At 33.3% G+C, this 15,179-nt stretch carries 14 protein-coding genes and 1 pseudogene; 4 read left to right on the top strand and 11 right to left on the bottom strand.

Annotated features, from left to right (window positions below; genetic code table 11):
- Nucleotides 1-15: 15 nt before the first annotated feature.
- The 6 genes and pseudogenes from ABYI63_RS10655 to ABYI63_RS10630 all read right to left on the bottom strand — a co-directional run bounded on the left by ABYI63_RS10655 (nt 16) and on the right by ABYI63_RS10630 (nt 5,733).
- Nucleotides 16-1,230, bottom strand: a complete 1,215-nt coding sequence (locus tag ABYI63_RS10655) for an aminotransferase class V-fold PLP-dependent enzyme (protein ID WP_372756304.1) — start codon at nt 1,228-1,230, stop codon at nt 16-18.
- A 145-nt stretch (nt 1,231-1,375) separates the two neighbouring features.
- Nucleotides 1,376-2,689: a Fe-S cluster assembly protein SufD gene (gene sufD / locus ABYI63_RS10650; protein WP_372756302.1), complete on the bottom strand. Its 1,314-nt coding sequence runs from the start codon at nt 2,687-2,689 to the stop codon at nt 1,376-1,378.
- 92 nt (nt 2,690-2,781) lie between these two features.
- Entirely contained in the window at nt 2,782-3,534 is a 753-nt protein-coding gene (sufC, locus tag ABYI63_RS10645; protein ID WP_372756300.1) for a Fe-S cluster assembly ATPase SufC, read from the bottom strand.
- A 90-nt stretch (nt 3,535-3,624) separates the two neighbouring features.
- Nucleotides 3,625-5,073, bottom strand: a complete 1,449-nt coding sequence (gene sufB / locus ABYI63_RS10640; protein ID WP_372756297.1) for a Fe-S cluster assembly protein SufB — start codon at nt 5,071-5,073, stop codon at nt 3,625-3,627.
- Between the two features lie 29 nt (nt 5,074-5,102).
- A pseudogene (locus tag ABYI63_RS10635) lies at nt 5,103-5,363 on the bottom strand (four helix bundle protein); the annotation flags it as partial.
- 40 nt (nt 5,364-5,403) lie between these two features.
- Nucleotides 5,404-5,733, bottom strand: coding sequence for a HesB/IscA family protein (locus ABYI63_RS10630; protein WP_372756295.1), 330 nt, complete (start codon nt 5,731-5,733; stop codon nt 5,404-5,406).
- Between the two features lie 255 nt (nt 5,734-5,988).
- Between ABYI63_RS10630 and thiL the strand changes: the two genes are divergently transcribed.
- Nucleotides 5,989-7,029: a thiamine-phosphate kinase gene (gene thiL / locus ABYI63_RS10625; RefSeq protein WP_372756293.1), complete on the top strand. Its 1,041-nt coding sequence runs from the start codon at nt 5,989-5,991 to the stop codon at nt 7,027-7,029.
- 42 nt (nt 7,030-7,071) lie between these two features.
- Here the strand turns inward: thiL and ABYI63_RS10620 are convergent, their stop codons facing one another.
- The 4 genes from ABYI63_RS10620 to ABYI63_RS10605 form a co-directional block, all read right to left on the bottom strand.
- Complete coding sequence (locus ABYI63_RS10620; protein WP_372756291.1) at nt 7,072-7,281, bottom strand: hypothetical protein; 210 nt, start codon at nt 7,279-7,281, stop codon at nt 7,072-7,074.
- Nucleotides 7,282-7,353: 72 nt separating this feature from the next.
- Complete coding sequence (locus tag ABYI63_RS10615; RefSeq protein WP_372756289.1) at nt 7,354-7,620, bottom strand: hypothetical protein; 267 nt, start codon at nt 7,618-7,620, stop codon at nt 7,354-7,356.
- Nucleotides 7,621-7,683: 63 nt separating this feature from the next.
- Nucleotides 7,684-8,457 (bottom strand): alpha/beta fold hydrolase, encoded by a 774-nt coding sequence (locus ABYI63_RS10610; RefSeq protein ID WP_372756287.1) that lies wholly within the window; start codon nt 8,455-8,457, stop codon nt 7,684-7,686.
- Nucleotides 8,458-8,474: 17 nt separating this feature from the next.
- Complete coding sequence (locus ABYI63_RS10605; protein ID WP_372756285.1) at nt 8,475-9,131, bottom strand: hypothetical protein; 657 nt, start codon at nt 9,129-9,131, stop codon at nt 8,475-8,477.
- A gap of 303 nt (nt 9,132-9,434) precedes the next feature.
- Between ABYI63_RS10605 and ABYI63_RS10600 the strand changes: the two genes are divergently transcribed.
- Entirely contained in the window at nt 9,435-10,757 is a 1,323-nt protein-coding gene (locus ABYI63_RS10600; RefSeq protein WP_372756283.1) for an aspartate kinase, read from the top strand.
- A gap of 83 nt (nt 10,758-10,840) precedes the next feature.
- Here the strand turns inward: ABYI63_RS10600 and ABYI63_RS10595 are convergent, their stop codons facing one another.
- Nucleotides 10,841-12,130 (bottom strand): aminopeptidase P family protein, encoded by a 1,290-nt coding sequence (locus ABYI63_RS10595; protein ID WP_372756281.1) that lies wholly within the window; start codon nt 12,128-12,130, stop codon nt 10,841-10,843.
- Nucleotides 12,131-12,295: 165 nt separating this feature from the next.
- Between ABYI63_RS10595 and ABYI63_RS10590 the strand changes: the two genes are divergently transcribed.
- Complete coding sequence (locus tag ABYI63_RS10590; protein WP_372756279.1) at nt 12,296-14,074, top strand: zinc-dependent metalloprotease; 1,779 nt, start codon at nt 12,296-12,298, stop codon at nt 14,072-14,074.
- 260 nt (nt 14,075-14,334) lie between these two features.
- On the top strand, nt 14,335-15,009 hold the full coding sequence (locus ABYI63_RS10585) for a succinate dehydrogenase cytochrome b subunit (protein ID WP_372756277.1): 675 nt from the start codon (nt 14,335-14,337) through the stop codon (nt 15,007-15,009).
- The last annotated feature ends 170 nt before the right edge of the window (nt 15,010-15,179 follow it).

Here is a 15,179-nt window from a genome sequence, read left to right as displayed (position 1 = left end):
TTGGTAAAAAATACCTTAGGACAGCATCATTTTTGCTTTTTTAACACCAGCAACAAGAACATCAATTTCTTCTTTGGTGTTATAAAAAGCGAAAGAAGCGCGAACCGTTCCCGGAATTTTATAATAGTCCATAATAGGTTGGGCACAGTGATGACCAGTACGGACGGCAATACCTAATTTATCTAAAATGGTACCTACATCGTAAGGGTGAATGCCTTCCAAATTAAAGGAAATAACCGAGGTTTTATGTTTGGAAGTGCCATAAATTTTTAATCCTTCTATTTCCAAAAGTTTTTTAGTGGCATATTCTAAAAGTTCATTTTCGTATGTAGCAATAGCTTCAAACCCTATGGCATTCATATAGTCAATAGCTGCTCCAAATGCAATACCTCCACAAATGTTTGGTGTACCTGCTTCGAATTTATGAGGTAAATCGGCGTAGGTTGTTTTTTCAAAAGTTACTTCGGCTATCATTTCACCACCACCTTGGTAAGGGGGTAGTTTATTTAACCAACTTTCTTTTCCATAGAGCATACCTTCGCCTGTAGGACCGCACATTTTATGCGCAGATGTTACATAAAAATCTACATCTAAAGCTTGTACATCTGGTTTTATATGTGGGCAAGATTGTGCACCATCAATTAAAACTGCAGCGCCAAATTTATGGGCTTTTTCAATAATATATTCAATAGGATTAATTGTTCCTAGTGCATTTGAGATGTGGTTTACAAAAACCAGTTTTGTTTTTTCGGATAGTAATTTATCAAATTCTTCTATTACCAATTCGCCTTCTAGGTTCATTGGTATAACCTTTAAAATAGCGCCTGTGCGTTCGCAAAGCATTTGCCAAGGCACAATATTACTGTGGTGTTCTAAAGCTGAAACAATAATTTCATCACCTTGTTTTAATAATGCTGAAAACCCATTTGCTACTAAATTTATACCGTGTGTGGTTCCTGAAGTAAATATAATTTCATGCGCATGTTTTGCATTGAAATGTTTTTGAATTTTTTCTCGTGCTTGTTCGTATTTATCGGTAGCCTCTTGACTTAATGTGTGTACGCCACGGTGAATATTAGCATTATAATTTGAATAATAGTCTACAATAACATCAATAACCTGTTGTGGGGTTTGCGATGTTGCGGCATTATCAAAATATACTAATGGTTTGCCATTTACTTTGCGAGAAAGAATGGGGAAGTCTTTTCGGATGGTTTCTACGTTGAACATAGCTTCATGTTTAGCCCCGATAGTAGCGGTATCCTTTTTTGCCACTAAAAGCAAAAAAGATATAGCGGATAGCGGGAAATGGCTTCTAATAAATACAATTAATAATATATTGACATTCCCTCTTTCTATGGAATGTCAATATATTTTATAAATCGAACCCGATATTTACGCCTAATTTATTGGCTATAATTTTAGTAATGCGTTGCTTTATTTCTGGAATTTTAACAGAACTTAAAACGTTATTACTAAAAGCATACATTAAAAGGGCTTTGGCTTCTTTTTCTGGAATACCACGAGAACGCATGTAAAACAAGGCACTTTCATCTAATTGACCAATAGTACATCCGTGTGAACATTTTACATCGTCTGCAAAAATTTCTAATTGCGGTTTGGTATTTATGGTAGCTTTATCACTTATTAAAATATTATTGTTAGCTTGAAACGCATTGGTTTTTTGGGCTAGTTTTTCAACAATAATTTTCCCATTAAATACACCGGTTGAATTCTCACCAAAAATACCTTTATAGTCTTGGTGGCTTTCACAATTTGGCTCGATGTGGTGTACTAAGGTATTGTGGTCTACATGTTGCTTATCACCTATTATGGTAACACCTTTTAGGGTAGATTCTATACGTTCTCCTTTTTGATAAAAATTCAAATTATTGCGAACCAATTTGCCTCCAAATGAAAAAGTGTGAACTGAAGCAACACTTTCTTGCTTTTGGCTGATATAGGTATTATCTATAAGCGTTGCATTTTGGTTGTCGTTTTGAATTTTGTAATAATCAACAATTGCACGTTTTTTAGTAAAAACTTCTGTAACACTGTTGGTTAACACCGCATTGTCGGTTAAACTTTGGTGGCGTTCTATAATTTGTACATGAGAATTCTCTTCGATAACGACTAAGTTACGTGGTTGTAACATGGTTGCAGCTTCATTTCCTGTAGAGAAATAAATGATTTGAATTGGTTTTTGTACTAATTTGTTTTTTGGAACATGAATATAAGCGCCTTCGTTTGAAAATGCTGTGTTTAATGAAGTTAAACTATCTTTGGTAGCTGCTTTATTAAAGTGATTTTCAATTATTAAACGGTATTTTGGTTTTGTTAATGCCGAAGACATTAAACATACATCGATACCATCGTGTGTAGTTTGAGATAGGTGCGAAGAATATTTTCCATCTATAAACACGACATTATAGGTGTCTATATCATGAATAAAATATTTTTTTACATCGTTATATGCTATCGAGTTTTCTTGTTTTGGAAATACGCTATAGTCGTCTTTTAAAACGCTGTTTAAAGAGGTGTATTTCCAGGCTTCTTCTTTTTTTGTAGGAAAGCCTTTTTCTTCAAATACTTTGATAGCTTCATTCCTAACCCCGTGCACGTAAGTATCAGTATCTACTTGATTTTCAAATGCTAGAAAGGATGATATTAGTTTTTCTTTTAAATCCATTTTGTTGAGTTGAAATGTTTAAAAGTTTGAAAGCAAAAAGTTGATTGCGTGTAACTTTTAAACTTTAAAAACTTTATACTTTTAACTGATTTTTAAGCGTTAACTTCTTCTTTAATCCAGTCGTAACCTTTTTCTTCAAGCTCGTGTGCTAACTCTTTTCCACCCGATTTTACGATACGTCCGTTGTAAAGTACATGTACAAAATCTGGAACAATGTAATCTAACAAACGTTGGTAGTGTGTGATTACAATGACTGCGTTGTCTTTGCTTTTTAATTTATTAACGCCATTGGCAACAATTCTTAAGGCATCGATATCTAAACCAGAATCAGTTTCATCAAGAATAGCTAATTTAGGTTCTAACATGGCCATTTGGAATATTTCGTTACGTTTTTTTTCACCACCAGAGAATCCTTCGTTTAAAGAACGTGATAAAAACTTTCTGTCAATTTCCAATAACTCCGATTTTTCACGGATTAATTTCAACATGTCTTTAGCCGGCATATCTTCCAAACCTTTTGCTTTACGCGATTCGTTAATGGCGGTTTTCATGAAGTTTGTTACAGACACACCAGGAATTTCAACAGGATATTGAAAAGATAAAAACACACCTTTGTGGGCGCGTTCTTCAGCAGCTAACTCATTAATGTCTTCATCGTTAAATAGAATGTTACCTTCAGTAACTTCATATTCTTCTTTTCCAGCAATAACAGAAGCTAATGTGCTTTTTCCTGAACCGTTTGGTCCCATAATAGCATGAACTTCTCCTGCTTTAACTTCTAAATTTATGCCTCTTAAAATGGCTTTATCCTCAACACTTGCGTGTAAATTTTCAATTTTTAACATAGTTTTTATTTGAAATTCCAATACTTAAATTCTAAATTCCAACATATGCTTTTGTTGGAATTCGGAGTTTTTAATTTTGAATATTTAGTTTTATCCTACCGAACCTTCTAAGCTAATTTCTAATAGTTTTTGAGCTTCTACGGCAAATTCCATAGGAAGTTTGTTTAATACTTCTTTACTAAATCCGTTTACAATTAATGCAATCGCTTTTTCAGTATCAATACCACGTTGGTTGCAATAAAAAATTTGGTCTTCACCAATTTTACTTGTGGTTGCTTCGTGTTCTATTTTGGCCGATTTATTTTTGGCTTCTATATATGGGAAGGTGTGTGCGCCACATTCATTACCCATAAGTAAACTATCACACTGAGAAAAATTACGAGCATTATCTGCATTCGGACTAATTTTAACCAATCCGCGGTAACTGTTTTGAGATTTTCCAGCTGAAATTCCTTTAGAAATGATGGTGGATTTGGTGTTTTTTCCCAAATGAATCATTTTTGTTCCAGTATCAGCTTGTTGAAAATTATTGGTAACGGCGATAGAATAAAATTCACCAACCGAATTATCTCCTTTTAATACACATGAAGGGTATTTCCATGTAACGGCACTTCCTGTTTCAACTTGTGTCCACGAAATTTTAGCATTTTTCTCGCATAAACCACGTTTCGTTACGAAATTAAAAACACCACCCTTACCTTCAGCATTTCCTGGGTACCAGTTCTGTACTGTAGAATATTTTATTTCAGCATCGTCTAAGGCAATAAGCTCTACAACGGCTGCGTGTAATTGGTTTTCATCACGACTTGGTGCGGTACAGCCTTCTAAATAAGAAACGTAACTGCCTTCATCTGCAATAACCAAGGTTCTTTCAAACTGCCCTGTCCCTGCTTGGTTAATTCTAAAATAAGTAGATAATTCCATTGGGCATTTTACACCTTTTGGAATGTAGCAGAAACTACCATCACTAAAAACGGCAGAGTTTAATGCTGCGTAGAAATTGTCTTTTTGAGGGACAACGGTACCAATATATTTTTTTACTAAGTCCGGATGCTCACGCAAGGCTTCGGAAATTGAGCAGAAAATAATGCCTTTTTCTCCTAAAGTTTTTTTGAATGTTGTTGCAACCGAAACGGAATCTACCACCACATCCATAGCAACACCAGATAGTTTCTTTTGTTCATCCAAAGAGATACCAAGTTTAGCAAATGTTGCTAGTAACTCAGGGTCCACCTCATCTAAACTGTTATATTTAGGCTTACTGTTTGGTGCAGAGTAGTACGAAATGGCTTGAAAGTCTGGCTTTGTATAATGCACATTGGCCCATTCTGGTTCAATCATTTTTTCCCAAGCGCGAAAGGCTTCTAAGCGCCATTCGGTCATCCATTCAGGTTCTTCTTTTTTAAGTGAAATAGCACGCACAATATCTTCGTTTAAACCAATAGGGAATGTGTCGGATGCTATATCTGTATAAAATCCGTATTCGTATTCCTTGGTTTTAAGCTCTTCCCTTAAATCGTCTTCTGTATATTTATTCATAATTACTATTAATGTTGTAAAGTAGAAAGTTATAAAGTTGAATTCAGGTATTTAATTAAACCACTAATTAACTTTGAAACTTCATTTACTTTTAACTTTAATTTTTCAAATTCATCTGAACTTAAATAATTTGTATCATAAGCCAAATATAATTGCGATAGAAACTCTCCTGAGGAGGCTTTTGCAATATATAAAAAGCGAATGAACTCTTTTGTTGTTTCTCTTTCAAAACCTTCAGCTATGTTTGAAGAAATTGAAATACTTGAACGTCTTATTTGGTCTCTTAAACCAAAATCAGCTTTAAAACTTTTTTACTTTCTACCTTTAAACTTAAAGTGAGAAACTTTCACCACAACCACAAGTTCTATTTGCATTTGGGTTATTAAATACAAATCCGGTGCCATTTAGTCCTCCGGAATATTCTAAAGTGGTTCCAACCAAATACAAGAAACTCTTCTTGTCAACAATAATTTTTACGTCATTATCAACAAAAACTTTGTCGCCATCTTGGTTGTCTTTGTCAAACTTTAAATCGTAAGACAGTCCAGAACAACCACCGCTTTTAACACCTACACGAACAAAATCGGTAGTAGGGTTAAAGCCATCTTCTTTCATAAGTTCGATAACTTTTTTCTTAGCTGTTTCAGAAACTTTTATCATAGTTTTATAATTAAATTTAGAGAAGTCTAAATGGTTTTGTTATTAAGACGACTTCTAAATAGGTTGCAAATATACAATATAAGTCATGGATTACCATATAACCTAACATTATATTAGTATATAGTTTTATAGCTTTTTCTTATTAATTAAAAAACTAAGGCTTTCGTGTATAATTTTAGTTTTAAGTTGATTAATTTGAATTTTTATTAACTAAAGGGTTTGTGTTTATAAAAATAAGCTTCTTATTTTTGCAGCATGATAGAAGATAAAAATCAACAACGTACACAATTAAGTGATTTAGGTGAGTTCGGATTGATAGACCACTTAACTAAAGATTTCAAAATTAATCAAACATCCACCATCAAAGGAATTGGTGATGATGCTGCAGTTTTAGATTTTAAAAATAAAAAAATTGTAGTGTCTACCGATTTGTTGGTAGAAGGTGTGCATTTCGATTTAAGTTACATGCCCTTAAAACACTTAGGGTATAAAGCTGTTATTGTAAACCTATCGGATGTGTATGCAATGAATGCAAAAGCGACACAAGTTACTGTGTCTATTGCAGTTTCTAATAGGTTTCCATTGGAGGCTTTAGAAGATTTGTATGCTGGTATTGAAACAGCTGCTAAAATTTATAATGTTGATGTAATAGGCGGAGATACAACATCTTCTAACAAAGGACTTCTTATTTCTGTTACTGCTATTGGTGAAGTTGAAGATGAAGTGTATAGAAGCGGTGCAAAACCTAACGATTTATTAGTGGTTTCGGGTGATTTAGGTGGAGCTTACATGGGCTTACAAGTACTAGAGCGCGAAAAAGAAGTGTATAAAGTAAACCCTAATAATCAACCAGATTTAGAGCCGTATTCTTATATTATTGAACGTCAATTAAAACCTGAAGCACGTAAAGATATTATTCAATTGTTAAAAGATTTGGATGTAAAACCAACGTCTATGATTGATATAAGTGATGGTTTGTCTTCTGAAATTATACATTTGTGCAAACAAAGTAATGTAGGTTGTGATTTGTATGAAGAAAAAATTCCTTTAGATCCTCAGGTTATTTCTACCTGTGAAGAGTTTAATATTGATAGTACCACCGTGGCCTTAAGTGGGGGTGAGGATTATGAATTGTTATTTACCATTTCACAAGCCGATTTTCCTAAAATTAAAGCTAACCCAAGCTTGAGTGTTATAGGTTTTATAACAGAAGCACAAAATGGGATGCACCTTGTTACTAGAGGTGAGAGCAGGATACCAATAAAAGCGCAGGGCTGGAAAAATTTTAACGATTAGCAATTACAAATTGCTTCGTTTTTTCAGCTAGGCTTTATTTTGTTAATTAGTTCGAATGGCGCGTTTGTGATGAATATGTTCCAGTAAATCGTTTATTTCTTTGAAATTTGCTGTTAATTCAATTAAGTTGCCATTTCCGCTTGTAGTGAGTTGTTTTCTGCAGGATTTGCAAGTGTATTCCTTAACATGATGTGTAACTTTTCGAGTTACCCTATAGTCATGCCCGAATACCCGACATCGTAGGTTTTTCATTTAAATATTTTAATCAGTTATCTTAGAGGTTAATAAGATAAAAAAAATGATTTAAATGATAAAGTTCAATTGTTAATAAATCGACGGAATGAGTCTTTTTGACTGTAAACGTTCCATTTTCGTGTTGTGAATTCTTTCTAATATAGCATTAATTTCCTTATACTTTGGTGTTAATTCTGTCAAATAACCATTACTATTGGTTGTTAACTGTTTTTTGCAATGAGAACAAGTGTACTCTTTTACATGGTATGTAACTTTTTTAGTTACATGGTAGTCATGCCCAAATATATTGCAATAAAGTTTTGGTACAAAGGTGGTTTTTGAGGCTGTGTTTTTCATAAGTCGCTTTGTTTGAGCTATAAAGATAATGAAAAAAAGAAAATAAACGACAAAAGCACATTATTATTCGATGAAATGCATTATTGTTTTAAAGAATTCACTTTCATTTTCAATATGACTCATGTGGCCGTCGGGGAATTCTACTACAATTGTATCGGTGTTCTTAGTCTGGTTTTTGGTTGAAGCATAATCTAAAGCCGGGTCTTCTTTACTTATAATTATCATTTTTTTGAAATCCGAAGATTTAAGGATATGTGTTCTGTCTTTTCGGATTTTCATACCTTCTAAAGCTGCAATAATACCCTGTAAAGGTGTTTTTAAAGCTTCATTAACAACAATTTCAATTTTCTCAGAAAATGTAATTTTGTTTTTAGGAGAGAATAAATTGCTAACAGCTATTCTTACAAAGGTTTTGTAATTCTGCTTCACAGCTGCAATGCCACGTTCTCTATTTAGCTTTTTTTCTTCCGTATCTGGAAGTGCTGTAGAGTTCATTAAGCATAAGCCTTGTATGTGGTTAGGGTTTTTTTCTGCGAAAGCGAGTGCTACATATCCGCCCATGGAATGGCCTATTAGTGTAGATTTGGTAATTTGTAAATGGTTTAATACGACTTCAACTGCTCCTGCCATAAGCTCCATGCTGTGTATGTAACCTAAACATTCGGTTTTACCATGGCCTAATAAATCTATACAAATAACCCTGTTTTTTTTTATTAATTCAGGCATAAAGGCATCCCACATGGATGTGTTTTCTAAAAATCCGTGAAGAAAAACAACTGGAGTTCCGGTTCCTTGGTCGGTGTAAAATATTGTGGATTCTTTAAATTGTATTGTCATCTTAAAAGCTTTAATTATTATGCCTTTACTTTTTTAATGGCGGTAAAGGCTTTGTCTACAAACTCATCTTCAACCAAAATAGTAAATTCATTGGTTGTAGAAATTACTTCGTAAAGCACGATACCTTCCCAAGCCAGACGTTTAAAAAACTGATAGTATAATCCCGCAATTTTTGAGTTGTCTTGTGGTAAGTTTACACTAATAGCTGAAAGTCCATCTTGAATGGCAATAAAACTCTCAGTTTTTAAATTTTCTTCAATATATTCTTTTAAACTGCTTGAAATTATTATGTTGCTTTCATGTATGCCTCTTGTAAAAGTGTAAAATAATTTAGATTCTTGATTAATGCGATCTAAAATTTTTGCGTGGTTATCTATAATGGTTTCTGAATTTTTTATTGTGAAATCGGTAAGGTTAGAACGTACCGTTATATCTCCCAAGTTTTGCATAAATTTTTTCATTTTTGTTGAATTAGTCAGTGCGGGTGGTGGATTATAACGTCTTAACGCCATCATGATAGCGCCCGGTTTCACCTCTTTTTTTAGCATTTTACTTATAGGTTCGGTTAATTCGATAGCTAAAGCACTGAAATTAATAATGTTTCTAGAAAGAGCTTCTTCTAAATAGGGTTGTGTGATAAGAATGTCTTCAACACAGTTTGATACAGTTTTCATGTGATATATTTAATTTTTTTTTAGCTTTAATTCTCTTTTTAAACCTTCTTTTGTAAGAAAAAAGGTTGATGCCAACTAATTTATGTAATTATTTTTTTGTATCTTAAAAGGCACAGTCGATTTTTATTAGCTTTTCAATGGTTTTAGGTTTTGAATTTAGTTACCGATGTTAATTATTTAACAATATGTGTAAAAATAAACATATTTTTTAATAAATATCTTTTTTAAGCTAAGGAGTTATAGTTTAGCCGTCTAATTGATGGAAATGAATCAATTAGAAAAGCAAAATAGCGCATAATATATATGAAAGTATTAAAATTTGGTGGCACATCGGTTGGGTCCATAGAAAATATTAGAAACGTTAAAAATATTATTAACGATGGAGAACAAAAGGTTGTTGTATTATCGGCTATGTCTGGTACAACAAATCAATTAGTTGCAATAGCCAAAAATATTGCGGATAATGAACCTGATGAAGCTCTTGAGAAAATAAGTAAACTACATGAAACGTATGTAGTTACTGTTAACAACCTTATTAGCGATGAAATTCTAAACAAGGATGTTAAAAACTATGTTTCTGAGGTTTTTAATTTGCTGAAAGAAACTGCTAAAAAACCATATTCGATTGCATTAGAAAATCAAATTGTTGCACAGGGTGAGTTGCTTTCAACTTACATGGTTAACAGTTATTTAAATCAAGAAGGTGTAAGTTCTGCTTTGTTACCTGCGTTAAGTTTTATGCGAATAGATGAAGCAAAAGATCCTGATATAAATTATATCAAAGAACATTTTAAAACTACTTTTGAGAAAGCTAAAAACTCTCAAATTTACATCACTCAAGGGTTTATTTGTTTAGATGATAAGGGGGAGATTTCAAACTTGCAACGTGGAGGAAGTGATTATACAGCCACTATTATTGGAGCTGCAATAAATGCAGAAGAAGTACAAATTTGGACCGATATAGATGGGATGCATAATAACGATCCTAGATATGTTGAAAATACGCGTCCAATTTCAAATTTATCATTTGAAGAAGCTGCAGAGTTGGCATATTTTGGGGCAAAAATTTTACATCCTCAAACGGTTACTCCAGTAAGGTCTTTGAATATTCCAGTGCGCTTAAAAAATACTATGAATCCAGAAGCCTTCGGTACTTTGATTAATGATGATCATTCTGAGAATGGTGTAAAGGCTATGGCAGCCAAAGATGGTATTACGGCTATTAAGATTAAATCAGGTAGAATGCTACAAGCCCATGGCTTTTTAAGAAAAGTGTTCGAAATTTTTGAAACTTTTGAAACTTCAATAGACATGATTACCACTTCGGAAGTCGCTGTATCTTTAACTATTGATGATGATAAAAATTTAGATAAAATTTTAATTGAATTAGAAAAGTTTGCCACTATAGAAGTTGATAAAAACCAAAGTATAATTTGTTTGGTAGGTCATTCGGTGGTAAATCATCAAGAAACATATAAATTATTCCAAATATTACAAGATGTAAAAATCAGAATGATTTCTTATGGTGGAAGCAATAACAATATCTCTCTTTTGGTTGATACCAAAAATAAAATTAATACGCTGCAAAAACTAAACGATTATTTATTTGAATTAGTCACTCTATAAATTGAAAAACTTTGGTGTTACAAGCAGCAGAAAGGGTCGTTTTTAAAACGACCCTTTTATTTTTAGTAATTATATTTTAAAACTTAATTCATTAAATCCTCAATTTCATCGGCTAAAATAGGGATGTTTTGCATTAAGTTAAATGGTTCTCCTGTTTCCTGAATTACGACATCGTCTTCTAGTCTAATTCCAAAACCTTCATCGGGAATATAAATACCAGGTTCTACGGTAAATACCATATTGGCTTGCATAGGTTCTGTTAAAATACCGTAATCATGCGTGTCTAATCCCATATGGTGACTGGTGCCATGCATAAAGTATTTTTTGTATGCTGGCCATTCTGGGTTTTCATTTTGAACATCGGCCTTGTCTAGCAAGCCTAATCCTAATAATTCTGAAGTCATTAATTTACCTACTTCAACATGGTATTCTGCCCAATTAGTTCCTGGAATTAATAGTTTAGTGGCTTCATTCTTCACTCTTAATACAGCATTATAAACCGCTTTTTGTCTGTCGGAGTATCTTCCAGAAACTGGAATTGTTCTGCTTAAGTCGCTTGCGTAATTAGCATATTCCGCTGCGGTGTCAAATAAAATTAAATCGCCTGCTTTACATTGTTTGTTGTTTTCTATATAATGCAGTACGTTAGCATTATTTCCTGAGGCTATAATTGGTGTGTATGCAAAACCTTTGGAGCGGTTGATTAGAAATTCATGCATTAATTCGGCTTCAATTTCATATTCCCAAACACCCGGCTTAACAAAGTTTAATACACGTCTGAATCCTTTTTCGGTAATATTACAAGCCTGTTGAATTAAATCTATTTCAATTTGGCTTTTTACAGATCGTAGGCGTTGTAAAATAGGAGCGCTTTTTGCAACACTATGTGCTGGATATTTTGCCAAAAGCCATTTAGTAAAACGATCTTCACGAGTTTCGGTTTCTACATTTGCTCGGTAGTGTTCGTTAGTGTTAATGTAAACGGTGTCGCATTGTGTCATTAATTCAAACATGATTTTCTCCATATCTTGAAGCCAATAAACCGTTTTAATGCCGCTGGTTTGCAAAGCAGCATCTTTAGTTAGTTTTTCGCCTTCCCAAATGGCAATATGTGCATTCGTTTCTTTTAAAAATAGTATTTCACGATGCTTTTCTTTAGGGCAATCTGGAAATAAAACCAAAATACTTTCTTCTTGGTCTACTCCACTTAAATAAAAAATATCACGATGTTGTTGGAATGGCATTGTGCTATCGGCACTAATCGGGTAAATATCATTAGAATTAAATACAGCCAAACTATTAGACTTCATTTTCGAACTAAAGTTTTTTCGGTTTTGGATGAAAAGAGATGAGTCAATTGGTAAATACTTCATGTGTTTGTTTTTGAATTTTATTGTGTAACATTATATAAATCAATAGGTTCTATAATGTTAATTCTGAAAAAATAGGTGCTTTAAGTAACAAAACTACATAAATATGAGGTAATAATTTGCTATATTTGAAATTGTCTCAATTTTGAACCGAAAAAAATAAATGCTATGAAAAAAAATACGTTACAGATTGTAATTACTTTGTTGATATTTGTTGGAGGTTTCACATATAGTGACGGACAGGTTCTTCTTAAAGAAGTTGCTCTAGAATCGCAGATTAATAATTCAAATCTAGTGGTAGAAGGTGAGGTGATTGCAAAAAAGTCGTTTTGGGACGCCGAGGAGAAACATATTTATACTGCCAATACAATTCAAGTTCATAAGGTTTTTAAGGGAGAAACTTTAGCAATTATAGAGGTTATTACACTTGGAGGTACCGTGGGGTTACAATCTGAAATAGTAAGGCCAAGTTTGAAATTGAATAAAGGTGATGTTGGAATGTTTGCCTTGTACAATAATGATGTGATGATGAAATCAACTGAAAAATCTGCGGTAAAGCAATTTAGACCATATGGATCTTCACAGGGTTTTTACAAATATAACTTGTACGACAATTTAGCTGTTAATACGTTTAATATCAAGAAAGGGATAACTTCTTCATTTTATGATGAAATTAAGAGCAACACAAAAACAAATTATATAGAACTTTCTAGTTTTAATCCACAAACTGTTTACCTGAAAATGACTCAAAGTAAATCCGCCTTAGCGCCAGGTGCAATAAGTTTTAGTCCTACAGTAGCAACGGCTGGTACAAAAACAGTATTAACAATTACTGGTACTGGCTTTGGAACAACCAAGGGTAAGGTGTCTTTTAAAAATGCTGATGATGGGGGAATTACTTTTATTGATGCCCTAAGTACGCAAATTTTAACCTGGAATAATACCACGATTACGGTTGAAATACCCTCTGAAGCAGGAACAGGAGTGATTATGGTAACAGATGCAAGTGACACAAGTGCAGTGTCTTCTGCTGAATTGCAAATTAATTATTCAGAAATTAATGCCATTCAAGATGGTGGTGATACGGCCTATAAAATTCAACATGTTAATGATAATAATTCTGGTGGGTACACCTGGCAAATGTTTACCGATTTTAATAATAATGTTAATGCGAAAGCGGCATTTATGCGTGCCTTCGATTCTTGGCGTTGTACTACAGGGATAAATTGGACTTTAGGGGCAACAACAACCATTGATGCTGCTGCTAAGGATGGTATAAATGTAATTAGATTTGATAACGGTGATGAGTTGGTTGAAAATGAATTAGGAAGGTGTACCTTTTATTTAGAAGGGTGTATTGTTAGTTCAACTATAAATTGGTATGTAGTAGAGCTTGATGTTGTTTTTGATGATGGTACGAATTGGAATTATAGCTCGGCTACCAGCTCTACCGGCCTCTATCAATATGATTTTGAAAGCAACGCGCTTCATGAATTGGGGCATGGGCACTTATTAGGACATGTTATAGATACGGAGGATGTTATGAATTACGCAATATCGAACTCTGAAGAGCAACGTGTATTAGGGGCTCTAAATATTCAAGCGGCTAATACCATTCAATCTAGAAGCACAGGAACAATGGTTTGTTTAAAGCCATCAATGTCTAATCATCCATGCTATTTAAGTGTTGAGGAGGAAGAGTTAAACGCTTCAATTAATATTTACCCTAATCCTGCTAAAGGCGAATTTAATATTAAAAACAATTCGCTTATTAATTTAGAGAGCGTAGTTGTTTACGATGTAAGTGGCAGACTTATTTCTCAATATGATTTGACTAACGCCCAAAAGGTGAAAAACATAGACTTATCGCGAGTGTCCAAAGGTGTTTATTTTGTAAGGATTGCTTCAGATAGGGCGGAAATAACAAGAAAATTAGTAGTAGAATAATTCATAAATAATTAATAATCAGCAATAAAAAAGACATTTAAAAATGTCTTTTTTATTGCTGATTAAATTTTGAAAATAAACTTTAGTTTACATGACTTTAATCACGTTTTAACCCGTTAATTAATAATATTTTTGCGACTTTAAAAAAGCATACAATAGTGTTAATTGTAATAATTCTAAATTAGAATTTAACGCTTTTACTTTTTGTCTAAGAATTTATTGTAAATTACATTTGTAAACTATACTTAATTAAATAACTAATGAGCGGATTTTTTAAATCTTCAGTTGGAAGAAAAGTGGCCATGGCGCTTTCTGCATTCTTCCTCATGTTTTTCTTACTTATTCATTTAGCGGTAAATATAACTTCATTGTTCAGTGAAGATGTATTTAATGATTTGTCCCATTTCATGGGAACCAATCCGTTAATACAATTTGCACTGCAACCTGTCCTTATTTTTGGTGTTGTATTTCATTTTGTAATGGGGTTTGTTCTAGAGCTAAAAAACAAAAAAGCGCGAGGTGTTGCTTATGCAAAAAACAACGGCGCGGCAAATTCTACTTGGATGAGTAGGAATATGATTTACAGTGGGCTTGTAATTTTAGCCTTTATTGTATTACATTTTATTGATTTTTGGTTTCCAGAATTAAACACCAAATACATCCAAGGTGATATGTCTGGTATGCATGATGGCAGTTTTAGATACTTCCACGAATTGCAAGAGAAATTTATACCTATCTGGAGAGTAGTAGCCTATGTTGTAGCCTTTGTCTTATTAGGGTTGCATTTAGCTCATGGATTTACATCGGCATTCCAATCTATGGGAGTAACCGCAGGAAGAAAGAAAACATTACAAAATATAGGAAAAGCCTATTCAATTATAATTCCTTTAGGATTTATAGTTGTTGCACTTTTTCATCATTTAAATCACCATTAATCCTAGATATATGGCATTAGATTCAAAAGTACCAGAAGGTCCAATTCAAAATAAATGGACAGATTATAAAAATCATATTAATTTAGTTAATCCTGCCAATAAACGACACATCGATATTATCGTTGTTGGAACGGGTTTAGCGGGAGGTTCTGCTGCGGCAACCTTGGCAG

The organism is Mariniflexile sp., from assembly GCF_041583155.1.
Classification (GTDB): Bacteria; Bacteroidota; Bacteroidia; order Flavobacteriales; family Flavobacteriaceae; genus Mariniflexile.
This window is presented reverse-complemented; position numbering and strand designations above follow the sequence as displayed.

Coding starts and splice junctions, on each gene's coding strand:
- ABYI63_RS10655 (WP_372756304.1), bottom strand. CDS start 1,230: ATGTTCAACGTAGAAACCATCCGAAAAGACTTCCCCATTCTTTCTCGC.
- sufD (WP_372756302.1), bottom strand. CDS start 2,689: ATGGATTTAAAAGAAAAACTAATATCATCCTTTCTAGCATTTGAAAAT.
- sufC (WP_372756300.1), bottom strand. CDS start 3,534: ATGTTAAAAATTGAAAATTTACACGCAAGTGTTGAGGATAAAGCCATT.
- sufB (WP_372756297.1), bottom strand. CDS start 5,073: ATGAATAAATATACAGAAGACGATTTAAGGGAAGAGCTTAAAACCAAG.
- ABYI63_RS10630 (WP_372756295.1), bottom strand. CDS start 5,733: ATGATAAAAGTTTCTGAAACAGCTAAGAAAAAAGTTATCGAACTTATG.
- thiL (WP_372756293.1), top strand. CDS start 5,989: ATGATAGAAGATAAAAATCAACAACGTACACAATTAAGTGATTTAGGT.
- ABYI63_RS10620 (WP_372756291.1), bottom strand. CDS start 7,281: ATGAAAAACCTACGATGTCGGGTATTCGGGCATGACTATAGGGTAACT.
- ABYI63_RS10615 (WP_372756289.1), bottom strand. CDS start 7,620: ATGAAAAACACAGCCTCAAAAACCACCTTTGTACCAAAACTTTATTGC.
- ABYI63_RS10610 (WP_372756287.1), bottom strand. CDS start 8,457: ATGACAATACAATTTAAAGAATCCACAATATTTTACACCGACCAAGGA.
- ABYI63_RS10605 (WP_372756285.1), bottom strand. CDS start 9,131: ATGAAAACTGTATCAAACTGTGTTGAAGACATTCTTATCACACAACCC.
- ABYI63_RS10600 (WP_372756283.1), top strand. CDS start 9,435: ATGAAAGTATTAAAATTTGGTGGCACATCGGTTGGGTCCATAGAAAAT.
- ABYI63_RS10595 (WP_372756281.1), bottom strand. CDS start 12,130: ATGAAGTATTTACCAATTGACTCATCTCTTTTCATCCAAAACCGAAAA.
- ABYI63_RS10590 (WP_372756279.1), top strand. CDS start 12,296: ATGAAAAAAAATACGTTACAGATTGTAATTACTTTGTTGATATTTGTT.
- ABYI63_RS10585 (WP_372756277.1), top strand. CDS start 14,335: ATGAGCGGATTTTTTAAATCTTCAGTTGGAAGAAAAGTGGCCATGGCG.